Raw genomic sequence first — 12782 nt, 5'->3', positions numbered from 1 at the left:
AACACTCCTTAAATTTTCCTATTTTAATAGTTAGTAAGAATAAACTTTCATTTTTTAGCATCTAATAAAGACAATTAATCATGTAATCCACATTCATTTTTTTGTGAACCAGACCAACGACCAGAGCGACTATCTGAAGAATTCGAAGCAGGTAATGTACATACCTCACAACCAATACTTGGGTACCCTATATCGTGTAATGGATTGTATGGGAGATTTTTGTAATATACATATCGCCAAACTTCCTTCCAAGTCCAATGGATTAAGGGACAAACTTTAATTGAACTGAACTTATTATCTAGATTAAGAAATTCTGTTTTTTGTCTTGAAGGAGATTGTTCCCTTCTTAAGCCTGACACCCAGGCTGGAGCACCATTTAGAGCTTCTTGAAGTGGTAAGATTTTGCGAATATTACAGCACTTATTTGGTTCACGCTTCCATAGCTCATCTCCATGAATACTTGCTTGCTCTTCTAAAGTCAGACTTGGTGTTTTCTTTTCTATTTGTAAGTTTGGATATTTAGCTTGCACGCGGTCTATTAATTCATAAGTTTCCTTGAAATGTAGGCCGGTCTCTAAGAAAACAACCTTTGCATCTGGTTTTACTTTTGAAATTAAATCAATTAATAAGATTCCTTCAACACCAAAGCTACAAGCATAAATTAGGCCATCACCATAGGTTTTGTAAGCCCACTCTAGTACTTCAAGTGCACCTTTTGTTTCATTATCAATTGAAAAGTCAGGAATACTTTTCACGTTCCAATTTTCAAATCTCATTTTCTTTTCCTCCAATTGACTAAAGAAGCCAAGTTATCCTAAAAAGAAAAGGCAGCTCAAATCTACATTTTTCATACGTAGACTTGAGCTGCCTCTAGTTTTTCTAGTCAGCAGGAACATATTTACTTTAATCGTATTTTTTCTTGCTTTTCTACTTGAATAATTCTCCCATCTTGAACGACTAATGTGATTGTTCCAAATCTTAAACCATTAAGTAACGATTCCACGACCTCAATGATGGGTGTTAAGTCGTTGGTTTGGCTCATGAGCTTCCTCCTAGAATTTAATTACAACTAAGTCTATCAGAATTATATGGATTGTCAATTTCAAAAATGATAATTTTTAAAAATTTATATATTTCTTAATTTTGTATTATGTGATTGAAGCTCTCCGATATATGTCAAATATTAAATAAAAATTATAAGTAAAAAACAGTATGATAATTAATTCATTGAACTAATAATTTTGGTACAAATGTAAAAATCTGTTTGGCATTTTAATATTTAACAAAAATTATTTTGTTCTTATAAGCTATTAATGTATATACAATTATTTAAGAAAGATAATAATGGAATAACAATTAGTTAAGTAACACCTAAAGGAGGCTCCTTTTGACGATACTTCATAACGAACCATTAATTTCAGCTGTTATAGCGTGGTTTATTGCGCAGTTTTTAAAAGTCATTATCCATTTATTTAAAGAAAAAGAATTTGATCTATCTAAGTTTTTTGCTTCTGGTGGTATGCCAAGTTCACATTCTTCAACAGTAACTGGATTAGCATTAAGTGTTGGATTAACAGAAGGATTTGAAAATGTTACTTTTGCAATCTCAGCAATTTTTGCTACGATTATTATGTATGATGCTTCAGGTGTAAGATTGGCAGTAAGTAAACATGCAAAGTTATTAAATGATTTTTTTCATGGAAGAATTAAAAATTATAAAGCATTAAATGAACTAGTAGGTCATACTTCATATGAAGTTGTTGTTGGAGCATTAATTGGAATCATCATTGCCATCATAGTTTCAAAATTTTAACGCTCTAATATAAATCAATTGATTTATATTATGGGCGTTTTTTTACACATTAAGAAAAGATCAATTGGCATCGAGGTAGTTCATTCGACGGGTGGCCATTTTTAGGAAGTGCAACTACTCCTTTTGCCTTAAGATTTCACTTGGAGAGTTTTCTTTCTCTATTTTCTGACTCAAAATCATAAATCAATAGGCTAATTTACATCAGTTTGATAAGATATTGGTAGGATATGTAAATAAGGAGTGGAAAAATGAAAAGTACAGTAAGTGAAAATAGTGCTTGGAAAAAGGTGGGTCGATCGATTTATCAATTTCGGTATATTGTTATTGTAATTTTAGCTATATTTTCAATTATTCTAGGTATTTATTCGAAGCATTTACCTGGCATTTTAGATGGAGATGGTTTTAGGACACCTGGAGAGTATGAAAAAGCTAAGAATGTACTAGAAAAAGAATTTGAACAATCGCCAGATTCACTCATCATCATACTTGAGCGGAAAAAGGGTGCCTCTAACGCCGAATTCCAATCTGATATTGAACGGATTGTGAAGGAAGTTCAAAAGGAAAAGAATATAAAACAATTTCATCACCCTCTAATGAATCCCGGTATGAAAAAAGAGAATATTGCCTACTTATCTCTTTTATTCAATGAGAAGGATCACGATAAGCTTGTTGATCTAAACAATAAATTTGCAAAAAAAGTAGAGTCTTTTTCAAATGATACTGTAAAGGTAGGTACAACTGGATTTACAATCATTAGTGATGTAATGAATAAAACTAGTCAAGAAGACTTAAAGAAAGCAGAAATGATTGGTGTACCGATTGCGTTTATCGTCCTATTTTTTGCTTTTGGAAGTTTAGTTGCATCTGCGATTCCAATTATAATCGGTATGATTAGTATTTTAAGTACATTTGGAATTTTATTCTTTATAGGTAAGCATGTTGATTTATCAATCTTTGTCTTAAATGTTGCACCGATGATTGGATTAGCACTATCAATCGATTTTGCATTATTATTCGTAAGCCGTTATAAAACTGAATTACAGAATCATTCATCAGTGAAAGAAGCAATTAGTGTAACGTTTGCAACTGCAGGTAGAGCGATTATTTTTTCTGGTATTTGTGTATTTATTGGATTATCAGCTCTGTACTACATAAATATTGATTTATTTAGAAGTGTTGCAATAAGTGGTGCAGTTGTTGTATTAGTTAGTTTATTTTTATCATTAACCCTATTACCAGCAGTACTTTCTGCTCTTGGTAAAAATATTAATAAAGGTACGTTAAAATCGATTGCGAATCGAAGCCAAGACCAGCAACAAGCAGTTTGGAGAAAGTTCGCAAATTTCGTTATGAAAAGACCAATCATCATGGCACTAACATCATTAATCATTTTAGGTCTTTTCGTTATTCCAATTAGGGATGTGCACCTTAATATACCTACAATTGATGCATTACCAAAGGATGCAACGTCGAGAATTAATTATGAAAAATATCAAAAAGCTTTTCTTCCGGAAGCTCAAAAACATGGAACGGTCTCAATTGTACTAGAATCTAATACTGACTTTTTAAAGCAAAATAATGTAAACGCATTAGATAAAGTACAGAAAAAGCTTGAAGATGACAAAAATGTTTATGAAGTTAAAAGTGTGTTGAATGCAGTTAATTTAAACGCTCAGCAATTATTACCTGCTTTAAAATCTCCAAACGCATCAAAAATTCAGCCTGCGATTGATGCCTATTTTAAAAAGAATAAGACTTATATTCAAGTATTCTTGAATTCTGATCCTAAATCAGAAAAAGGGAAGCAATGGGTAAGAGATTTTGAAGATAAATACAATGGGAAAATTGAAGGACTTAATTATACTGTCGGTGGTCAAGTGAAATTTGAACAAGAATTATTTGATGAGATTACAGATAATATTGTATATGGTTTACTTGTGATTATGGTTAGTACTTTTATCATATTAATGATTGCATTTAGGTCCATTATCATTCCAATCAAAGCGATCTTAATGAATGTATTATCTTTAAGTGCAACGTTTGGAATCATTACTTGGTTATTCCAAGGTGGTAATTTTGGCTTACCTCAATCTAATATCATGTTGATTTTGCCAGTGTTTGTCTTTGGTTTAGTTTTCGGTTTAAGTATGGACTATGAAGTATTTTTAATGTCGAGAATGCAAGAGCTATACTATGAATCGGGAGATAATACTTATTCAACAAGAGAAGGGTTAGTATCGACGAGCCGTATTATCACATCAGCGGCATCCATTATGATTGTTATTACTGGAGCATTTGCTTTTACAGATATGGTACCTGTTAAACAGATGGGAATCGGGATTGCTATTGCCATTTTCTTGGATGCTACAATCGTTCGTTTAGTTTTAGTTCCAAGCTTAATGCAGTTATTTGGAAAATGGAATTGGTGGTTTCCATTTGCAAAAAATAAAATCGATGAACCATCTAAACGAGTTGGATAAATGAATTAAAAGATACTGCTATTCATTTCGTATTTGAATAGCAGTTTTTTAATATTTATGTGAACTAACTCGGTCTGTGTAAAAATTCCCAATTTTTCGAAACTATAGAAAATACATGGTCAAATTTGGTAAACTAAAAAATGAAAGAGGGGGAGAAGGAAAAATGTTAAAAAGATCGATTAGGGCAATTTTAATAAGCTGTCTTGTATTAACAATCAGTTTATTAGCAGCATGTGGTAACAATAATGAAAAATCTGCAAATGGTAAAAAACATGGGAAATTACCAATAGCAACAATAAAGGTAAAGGATTACGGTGTCATTAAAGCTGAATTATATCCTAATATTGCACCAAATACAGTAGATAATTTTATAACACTTGCAAACAAAGGATTTTATAATGGATTAACATTCCATCGAGTTGTTAGAGACTTCGTAATTCAAGGTGGCGACCCTGAAGGAACTGGTGGCGGTGGCCCAGGATATGCAATTGATGGTGAATTTACATCAAACGGCTTTAAAAATAACTTAAAACATACAACAGGTGTACTATCTATGGCACGAACTGGTGATCCCAATAGTGCCGGAAGTCAATTTTTCATAATGGCAAACGATACACCCGACCTTGATGGGCAATATGCTTCATTTGGTAAAGTAACAGAAGGAATCGATATTGTTAAGAAAATAGACGCAGTTGAAGTGGATTCAATGGAAAAACCTGTTACTCCAGTAATCATTGAGTCTATAAAGGTTGATACAAAAGGCGAGAAATACGCCAAACCAAAAACACATAAAGAATAAACTCGTCCTGAGCTTGGTTTTAATGACTTCTATATAAAACGCAAAAACTACTTCACAAAAATGAAGTAGTTTTTTTCATTTAAATTAAATATGGATTATAAACCTTTTTTAATTTTACCAGACCAAAGTTTGTATCCGCCCTTAAGTTGGTAAAGTTCTGTTACACCTTGTTTACGTAAAATACGTGCAGCTTGTCCAGGACGAACGCCCATTTGATCATATAAATATACTGCCTGATCTTTACGAATTTCTTTTGAACGCGTTTTTAATTGTGCGAACGGAATATTTCGAGCACCTAATATATGGCCGTTCTTAAAATCTTCTTGATCACGTAAGTCAATTAGCTGAGCTTTACGGTAGCCAGCACGAAATTCTTCCTCAGTTAACGTTTTAATTAAACGTTTTTGGTAGAAATACATAACTGTTGAGTATACAATGATACCTAGTACGACAAAAATTATTGGTAAAAACTGACTCAAATTTTTCAACACCTTTCAATTACCTACTTATCTTATTATAATTCTCTAGTAGGAATGTGCAAGAAACTTTCATTAAAAAAGTAAAAATTTATCGAAAAATGAGGAGATTTTCAACATGACAAAGACAAAGTGGAATTTTATTAATAGCGGAGTAAAATCAGGTAGCTATAATATGGCTCTTGATGAATGCCTAATCAAGTGGCAAAGTGAAGAAGGTTTTCTTCCAACACTGCGTTTCTATGAATGGGAAAATCCTACTGTAACAATCGGATATTTCCAAAAAAACCAAGAAATAAGTTTAGAAGCATTAAAAAAATACAATGGTGATTTCGTAAGACGCCAAACTGGTGGAAGAAGCGTACTTCATCACGATGAATTAACTTATAGCGTAATTGTACCTGAAAGCTACCCAAATATGCCTGTATCTGTTACAGAAGCATATCGAGTGATTTCAATGGGGATTTTAGAAGGGTACAAGCTACTTGGTTTAGATGCTTCATTTTCTGTACCAAAAACTGCTGAAGAAAAAAATGAATTAAAAAACCCAGCAAGTGCCGTTTGCTTTGATGCGCCATCATGGTATGAAGTTGTTGTAAATGATAAAAAAATTGCTGGAAGTGCTCAAACGAGACAAAAGGGCTCAATTCTTCAGCACGGTTCAATTCCTTTAAATATTGATGTTGATATGTTATATGACTTATATATTTTCTCTTCTGACGCAGTGAGAGAAAGAATGAAAAAACGATTCTTAGATCGTGCAACATGGATCAATGCAGAAAGTAATAGTTCTAAAACAATGGCTGACTTGTATGAAGCATTTGAAAAAGGCTTCGAAATTGGATTAGATATTGAGTTGGTGCCTTATGAATTAACAGAGGCTCAAGAGAAGGAAGTACAGGATTTAGCTGCTACTAAATATAGTACTGAGGAATGGAATTTACGTAAGTAGTTTTTTATTGAAAGCCTTTTTGGCTTTCTTTTTTTTGTATTGAGTTTTTGGGGGAGAGCTAGAGATGCGAATAAATTAGAAGTGCAAATAAAAGCTGAGAGGTGCAAATAAATGTAGAAGTTCAAATAAAAGAGGTAAGGGTGCAAATAAAGGAGAAATGGGTGCAAATAAATGGGGGAAGAGTGCAAAAAAATTAAAAGTGCAAATAAAAAAGGTAAATGTGCAATTAAAATTCAATAATCGCAAATAAAAAAGGCAAAAGTGCAATTAAATTTCTAAAACTGCAAATAAAAACACGAAAACTGCAAATAAATCAAAGATATACTAATACGGCTAAGGGTATCCCAGCGAAGTTAAAGTGTAATATAAGTCCCTATAGATACAAAATTTTAATGGAACCGCCGGAATGAAGTCTAATTCCATAAAAAGTTAATCCTTTTTAAATAAATCAATCCGATTTATTTTTAAAATTGTAGATCAAGCAATAAAATACCCTCAATCCGTTCAATTTTAGGCATCAACGAATGAATAAAGGAGCATCACAAGAGAACTTCCTACCTTTTCCATTGTTTTAATTATTATCGGGGTTAATACTAAACAAAAAAGTGGAGAAGGAGTAGATTATATGAAGCCTTTTTTACCAAAGCTTGTTTATTTCGAGCCCCAAGCTTTAGAGTATCCGTTAGGTAAGGAATTAAAGGAGAAATTTGAGCAGATGGGTTTAGAAATAAGAGAAACAACATCCCATAATCAAATTCGAAATTTACCTGGTGAAAATGATGTGGAAAAATACCGGATTGCTAAGTCAACTTTAGTGGTTGGGTTGCGTAAGACTTTAAAGTTTGAAACATCTAAACCTTCAGCGGAATATGCAATTCCTCTTGCTACAGGCTGTATGGGGCATTGTCATTATTGTTACTTACAAACAACGCTTGGTTCCAAACCTTATATTCGGGTATATGTAAATTTAGAAGATATTTTTGAGCAAGCCCAAAAATATATAAAGGAACGCGAACCTGAGATTACACGATTTGAGGCTGCTTGTACTTCTGATATAGTTGGCATAGATTATTTAACACATTCTCTTAAGAAAACGATTGAATTTATTGGTGAAACAGAATACGGTCGTTTACGATTTGTAACGAAATTTCCACATGTAGATCATTTACTTGATGCAAAACATAATGGAAAAACAACATTTCGATTTAGTATAAATTCAAGATATGTTATCAAAAACTTCGAACCTGGAACTGGCTCATTTGATGAGAGAATAGAAGCCGCGAAAAAAGTTGCATATGCAGGATATCCATTTGGTTTTATTGTTGCACCTATTTATATGCATGAAGATTGGGAAGAGGGCTATGAGGAGCTTTTTATTCGATTAAAAGATGCATTAGGTGAATTGGCAAATGAGAAGATGACATTTGAACTTATACAGCATCGTTTTACTAAGCCTGCCAAAAAGGTGATTTTAGAAAGGTATCCTAATACTAAACTTGAAATGGATGAAGAGAAAAGGAAATATAAATGGGGCAAATATGGAATTGGAAAATATGTTTATCAAAAGGAAGAGGCTGCTTCAATTGAAGAGACCGTTTCAGGTTATATAAAAAAGTATTTTCCTAATGGAGAAATTCAGTATTTTACATAATGAAGTGTATCTATTTTATAGGTACACTCTTATTATTTTTATCATACTCTTATACAGAAAGAAGATCTATTATCATTTAAATGTGTTCATGTTAATTGCACTTTTGGTTTATGTGTTGTATCATTTTATTTGATGCTTATTGTAACGGAATAAAGTTTGAATGAGTGTATTGGAGGAAGAACATGCCCACACCTAGTATGGAAGATTATATTGAACAAATTTACCTTTTAATTGAAGATAAAGGGTATGCTCGTGTATCTGATATTGCTGAAGCATTATCTGTACACCCATCGTCAGTAACCAAAATGGTGCAAAAACTAGATAAAGACGATTACTTAATTTATGAAAAATATAGAGGATTAATTCTAACACAAAAAGGTAAAAAGATGGGAAAAAGACTTGTCTATCGCCATGTATTACTAGAGCAATTCTTAAGAATTATTGGTGTGGATGAAAACTTAATTTATCAAGATGTTGAAGGAATGGAACATCATATGAGTTGGGAAGCGATTGATCGAATTGGAGAACTAGTTCAGTTCTTTGAAGAAGATAAAAATCGAATCGAAGCATTAAAAGATATACAGAAGTCGAATGAGGCCCAATCGAATTCAAATAACTAAAAAGACCGTGCTTAGTAGGAAGCACGGTCTTTCTTTTTGCCCTTTTCACCCTCAATCACAGTTAAGTGACTTGCATCCTTTGATCGTTTTTTTAACAAAGGCGTGGAGGTACTTTTTCTTGAAGTGGGCTTTGATTTGTTAATCGATTTTTTAAACGAGCTAGATTTTTGAGTGTTATATTTTTTTACAGTTTGTTTTGCAGCCTTACGATAGGAGTCTTGTTGGCTTCTTTGACTGTTTGAAGATGAAAAAACTCTATAAATAAAATAAATAATTAAAAGGATTAAACCAATAAACAAAAATCGTTGTAATAATTTTGCTGGATCGTTTATCAACTGAGAAATTAAGCCAAAAAGTGCTAATGCTATTATTCCATAAAATATTGATGTGTACACTTTTTGATTCACTTTAAGCACCTCCTATGGTGAAGTGTAAATAATGTATTAGAAAAATATTGTTTCTTATAGTTTATTACATTTTATCCAATAAGTTGATATTTTTTATAAAATTCTGTCAATTAAATCTTGTTATTTTTTTCCACTTCTAAAAGTCGGTTAAATGAAGCGATTGAGACTTCAACTTGATCATCAGATGGTTCTTTAGTTGTTAATAATTGAAGCCATAATCCAGGGTAACCTACCCATCTTAATATAGGAATATTTCGAACTTTATTTGTTAATTGAAGAACTTCGAACGAAACACCTATAACGACTGGAATTAATAAAAGTCGATCGACAATTCTTAGCCAAAGTGGGCTTGTTGGAACTAAGAAGTATATGAACATACCAACAATTACAGTAAATAGGATAAAGCTACTTCCACAACGATAATGAAGTCGAGATTGTGATTGGACTCCTTCAATCGTTAAAGGAATATTATTTTCATATGCATTAATCACTTTATGTTCGGCACCGTGATACATAAACACTCTTTTTATAAATGGAGTCAAGGAAACTAAGTAAATATAAATTAATAAAAAACCTAGTTTTAAGATAGTTTCTATTACGACTTGTTGAAAATCGGTTTCAAATATTGGTTTCAGTGTTGCTGCTAGTAGTACCGGTACAAGTGTAAAAATAACTTTCCCAACTAAAAATGATAAAACGGCTAGTAATGAAAGTCCTAGATAAGTTGCAAGCGTACCTTTTTGTTTTTCACGCTCAATTGCAATTTGCTCATCATCTTTTGGATCAATTCCATATCTTTCAGTTGAGTAATTTAAATGCTTGGATCCATTAATACTTGCTTGTATAATCGCGACTACACCACGGACAAAAGGAATTTTCTTTAATTTTTGCATTGTCCGATTTATATGTATCGGTTCTTCATAATATTGAATTTCTTCATTTGTCCTGCGGATAGCAGAGACTGTATGTGTTTTGCCACCAAACATTACGCCCTCTACGATTGCTTGACCCCCATAAACTGCTTTATTTTTCTCTCTCATGTTGCACCAACCTAAACTTGTTTTTTATCTATTACTATCTATTGTAAATGTAAGCATAATAATGGTGCAAGTAAGAAGTAGGAAAATCTAAATAATAATCATAATATTTTTAATTTTCTAACAAAAAACCGGAATCACATTAAACATTTCTTTGTTGGACATAATACTCAGAGATATTTAGCAATGTATGGAAAGGGAAATGTTAAATGCAGGAAAAAGATAAAGAACAAGAAAAAAAGCAAGGTCAGGATCAAGAACAAGAAAAGGATGTGCAAGGTAAAGAAAACAATCAAAACCAAGATCAAAATCAGAGTCAAAGTCAAAATGAATACCTAGTCCAAGGTGGCGATGGTGATTCAAAAGGGAATAAGAACTTTAATAAGATTGTAAGTATTGGGTTTTTCGGTGGCATATTTTGGTCTACTGTTTTGTTAGTTCTTAGTTATTTTGACTTTACTCAAATTGGTCCAAATTTTGTTTTAGAAAGAATCAAACTTGGAAAATGGGCAAATGGTAATGTTGAAAACTTAATTTCTATAGTTGGTATAGGAATTATTTCAATCCTTATTGCATTTGTATTTTATTTTATCGGTAGAAAATTTAACGGAGTTCTGCCAGGTATATTTTTTGGATTGCTTCTGTGGGTTATTGTATTTATTCTTCTTGGTAAAATAGCATTCGATTTAAAAGCAATTAAGGATTACTCGTCTGATACGACAGTTACTACAATCTGTTTATTCATTTTATACGGAACCTTTATTGCATATTCTGTTTCTTTTGCATTTCAAGAGCAAAAGGCATATTTGCGTGGCTATTCAAAATAGTCTGGCCTATGATAAAATAAACCTTGGGTATTCCAAGATATGAGTGTTTGGGATAAATATGCAAAAAATGATGGGTGGAGACTTTTAAAATGGCTAAGTTTTTATTATTGAATGGACCTAATCTAAATATGCTCGGTCAGAGAGAAGTTTCTATCTATGGTTCAACTACATTAAAGGATATTGAGGATCATTTAACATCGCTTGCACATGAAGATGGGGATACGATTGATTGCTTTCAATCGAATCATGAAGGTGAATTAATCGATCAACTGCATGCGGCAAATAATGTCTATGATGGGATTCTGTTTAATCCTGGCGCATTTACTCATTACAGTTATGCAATTCGTGATGCAATTGCAAGTATTACCGTACCAACAATTGAAGTACACATTTCAAATATACATAAAAGAGAAGAGTTCCGACATACTTCAGTTTTAGCTGCAGTAACTGTAGGGCAAATCGTTGGTTTAGGTGTGTATGGATATGATTTAGGTTTAAGTGCGTTAAAAAAGATTAGTAGGGGAGAGAAAAACAATGGAAAAAATTAAAAAGTTACGTGAAGCTTTAGTAGAAAAAGGATTAGACGCATTATTAGTTACTAGTACATACAATAGACGTTACATGACGAACTTCACAGGTTCTGCTGGTGTTGCTTTAATTACTCAGGACAAAGCTTTATTCATTACTGATTTCCGCTATATTGAACAAGCTACTAGCCAATGTGAAGGTTATGAGATTGTTAAACATGAAGGTTCAATTCCAGCTGAAGTTTCAGCTTTAACAGAGAAATTTGGCGTAGCAAAACTTGGGTTTGAACAAGATCATGTTACGTTTACAGAATTTGGTTCTTACCGCAAAGTGGTAAAAGCAGAATTAGTTCCTGTAAGTGGATTAATTGAAAAATTACGCTTAATTAAAACAGATGCAGAGATTTCAATCATTAAGGAAGCTGCTAAAATTGCAGAATCTGCATTTGATCATATTTTAGGATTTATCCGTCCAGGTGTTACTGAATTAGAAGTATCGAATGAGTTAGAATTTTTTATGCGTAAATTAGGTGCTACTTCGTCATCATTTGATACAATCGTTGCTTCTGGTACTCGTTCTGCTCTTCCTCACGGTGTAGCATCAGAAAAAGTAATTGAAACTGGTGATTTTGTAACGTTAGATTTTGGAGCATACTATAAAGGTTATGTATCAGATATGACTAGAACAGTTTCTGTAGGTGAGCCTCATTCTGATTTGAAGAAAATTTATGATATCGTTCTTGAAGCTCAATTACGTGGTGTTAATGGGATTAAAGCAGGTATTACAGGTAAAGAAGCTGATGCTTTAACTCGTGATTATATTACTGAAAAAGGTTATGGAGAATATTATGGACATGGAACTGGCCATGGTATTGGTCTAGAAGTACATGAGGGACCGGGCGTATCATTCCGTTCTGATACAGTATTAGAGCCAAATATGATCGTAACTTGTGAACCAGGTATTTATATTCCAAATCTAGGTGGAGTTCGTATAGAAGATGATTTAATCGTTAAAACTGGTGGTAACGAAAACTTAATGTCTTCACCAAAAAATCTAATCATTTTATAAGTTTTTATTAGATTAGAAAATAGAACTACACAAAAAGCGTATTTTACTTTATGATATAAAGTTGTAAAAGAAATTCATGGTAAGAGAAATGGTTCTTTTTTTACACAATACATACTTATAGAAC

14 protein-coding genes are annotated in these 12782 nt (G+C 32.5%); 9 read left to right on the top strand and 5 right to left on the bottom strand.

Going from position 1 to position 12782, the window contains the following annotated elements:
- Nucleotides 1-74 precede the first annotated feature (74 nt).
- Nucleotides 75-776, bottom strand: coding sequence for a phosphoadenylyl-sulfate reductase (locus CN946_RS18505; RefSeq protein ID WP_098862466.1), 702 nt, complete (start codon nucleotides 774-776; stop codon nucleotides 75-77).
- 122 nt (nucleotides 777-898) lie between these two features.
- Nucleotides 899-1042, bottom strand: coding sequence for a YezD family protein (locus CN946_RS18500; protein WP_097978548.1), 144 nt, complete (start codon nucleotides 1040-1042; stop codon nucleotides 899-901).
- Between the two features lie 345 nt (nucleotides 1043-1387).
- Between CN946_RS18500 and CN946_RS18495 the strand changes: the two genes are divergently transcribed.
- From CN946_RS18495 to CN946_RS18485, 3 genes are all read left to right on the top strand, one after another.
- Entirely contained in the window at nucleotides 1388-1813 is a 426-nt protein-coding gene (locus CN946_RS18495; protein WP_286133980.1) for a divergent PAP2 family protein, read from the top strand.
- Between the two features lie 248 nt (nucleotides 1814-2061).
- Nucleotides 2062-4293, top strand: coding sequence for an MMPL family transporter (locus tag CN946_RS18490; protein ID WP_098862465.1), 2232 nt, complete (start codon nucleotides 2062-2064; stop codon nucleotides 4291-4293).
- Between the two features lie 163 nt (nucleotides 4294-4456).
- Nucleotides 4457-5092, top strand: coding sequence for a peptidylprolyl isomerase (locus CN946_RS18485; protein WP_098862464.1), 636 nt, complete (start codon nucleotides 4457-4459; stop codon nucleotides 5090-5092).
- A gap of 95 nt (nucleotides 5093-5187) precedes the next feature.
- On the opposite strand, the gene CN946_RS18480 is transcribed toward CN946_RS18485, so the two are convergent.
- Entirely contained in the window at nucleotides 5188-5511 is a 324-nt protein-coding gene (locus CN946_RS18480) for a rhodanese-like domain-containing protein (RefSeq protein WP_084006937.1), read from the bottom strand.
- A 175-nt stretch (nucleotides 5512-5686) separates the two neighbouring features.
- Between CN946_RS18480 and CN946_RS18475 the strand changes: the two genes are divergently transcribed.
- From CN946_RS18475 to mntR, 3 genes are all read left to right on the top strand, one after another.
- A complete protein-coding gene (locus CN946_RS18475) occupies nucleotides 5687-6520 on the top strand; it encodes a lipoate--protein ligase family protein (protein WP_098862463.1) in 834 nt (277 codons plus the stop codon).
- Between the two features lie 625 nt (nucleotides 6521-7145).
- Nucleotides 7146-8171 (top strand): spore photoproduct lyase, encoded by a 1026-nt coding sequence (gene splB / locus CN946_RS18470; protein ID WP_098862462.1) that lies wholly within the window; start codon nucleotides 7146-7148, stop codon nucleotides 8169-8171.
- A 182-nt stretch (nucleotides 8172-8353) separates the two neighbouring features.
- Nucleotides 8354-8791, top strand: a complete 438-nt coding sequence (gene mntR, locus CN946_RS18465) for a transcriptional regulator MntR (protein WP_069034089.1) — start codon at nucleotides 8354-8356, stop codon at nucleotides 8789-8791.
- Nucleotides 8792-8802: 11 nt separating this feature from the next.
- Here the strand turns inward: mntR and CN946_RS18460 are convergent, their stop codons facing one another.
- Both CN946_RS18460 and CN946_RS18455 read right to left on the bottom strand, forming a co-directional pair.
- On the bottom strand, nucleotides 8803-9198 hold the full coding sequence (locus CN946_RS18460) for an SA1362 family protein (RefSeq protein WP_098862461.1): 396 nt from the start codon (nucleotides 9196-9198) through the stop codon (nucleotides 8803-8805).
- Nucleotides 9199-9308: 110 nt separating this feature from the next.
- Complete coding sequence (locus CN946_RS18455; protein WP_098862460.1) at nucleotides 9309-10238, bottom strand: DUF1385 domain-containing protein; 930 nt, start codon at nucleotides 10236-10238, stop codon at nucleotides 9309-9311.
- A gap of 206 nt (nucleotides 10239-10444) precedes the next feature.
- On the opposite strand from CN946_RS18455, the gene CN946_RS18450 reads away from it, so the two are divergent.
- The 3 genes from CN946_RS18450 to CN946_RS18440 all read left to right on the top strand — a co-directional run bounded on the left by CN946_RS18450 (nucleotide 10445) and on the right by CN946_RS18440 (nucleotide 12658).
- Entirely contained in the window at nucleotides 10445-11062 is a 618-nt protein-coding gene (locus CN946_RS18450; RefSeq protein ID WP_098862459.1) for a YqhR family membrane protein, read from the top strand.
- A gap of 89 nt (nucleotides 11063-11151) precedes the next feature.
- Entirely contained in the window at nucleotides 11152-11610 is a 459-nt protein-coding gene (aroQ, locus tag CN946_RS18445; protein WP_098862458.1) for a type II 3-dehydroquinate dehydratase, read from the top strand.
- Nucleotides 11597-12658 carry a M24 family metallopeptidase gene (locus tag CN946_RS18440; RefSeq protein WP_098862457.1) on the top strand — a complete coding sequence of 354 codons (1062 nt, stop codon included), beginning with the start codon at nucleotides 11597-11599 and terminating at the stop codon, nucleotides 12656-12658. Before aroQ ends, CN946_RS18440 begins: the two co-directional genes overlap by 14 nt.
- Nucleotides 12659-12782: the final 124 nt, after the last annotated feature.

The organism is Bacillus sp. AFS053548 (assembly GCF_002575105.1).
Classification (GTDB): domain Bacteria; phylum Bacillota; class Bacilli; order Bacillales; family Bacillaceae_G; genus Gottfriedia.
This window is presented reverse-complemented; position numbering and strand designations above follow the sequence as displayed.